Raw genomic sequence first — 660 nt, forward strand, 5'->3', positions numbered from 1 at the left:
CGGCCCGCGCCACCCAGGCCCCGGCCCGCGCCGAGCGCCGCCCGAACCGCTGATCCTGCGACCGTGCCGGGCCGCGACAACGGCCCGTCACATTTCCTCACCCGACACGATCGGGGCGGCAATGCCGCTGTTACATCGGCTCCCCAGCTTCTCCCTCAGGCGGCACCCCGCCGCGTCGCTTCAGGAGGAGCTCCCGCCATGAACCGTTTCCTCACCCTCGGCGTGCTTGGCGCCAGCCTCGTCGCCACCAGCCTGCCCGCCTTCGCCCAGGCTTCGGCGCCGACCCCCGCGCCCAATCCTCAGACCCAGGTCCAGGTCGAGCGTGGCCCGCGCGGCCCCGCCCGCCTCCTGGCCATGGCCGATGCCGACCGCGACGGCCGCGTCACCGAGACCGAAGCCCTTAGCGCCCTCTCGGCCCGCTTCGCCGAGGCCGACGCCAACAAGGATGGCGGCCTGACCAAGGAAGAGCTGACCGCCTTCCTGCAGAGCCAGTGGCAGGCCCACCGCCCCGAAGGCGAGCGCCGCGCGCCGTCCGAGCGCGCCCGGCAGGCGATGGACAACCGCCTCGATGCCATGTTCCGCGCCGCCGACGCCGACCGCGACGGGCGGGTGACCATGGATGAGATCCGGCCGATTGCGCTGGCGCTGTTCCGGGCGGCG

At 74.1% G+C, this 660-nt stretch carries 1 protein-coding gene; it reads left to right on the forward strand.

Annotated elements, in window-relative coordinates; all coding sequences use genetic code 11:
- Nucleotides 1–198 precede the first annotated feature (198 nt).
- Nucleotides 199–660, forward strand: a 462-nt coding sequence (locus tag BKE38_RS29300; RefSeq protein ID WP_076960629.1) for an EF-hand domain-containing protein, incomplete at its 3' end; no start/stop codon positions are given.

The organism is Teichococcus deserti, assembly GCF_001982615.1.
In the GTDB taxonomy this organism is placed as follows: Bacteria; Pseudomonadota; Alphaproteobacteria; order Acetobacterales; family Acetobacteraceae; genus Pseudoroseomonas; species Pseudoroseomonas deserti.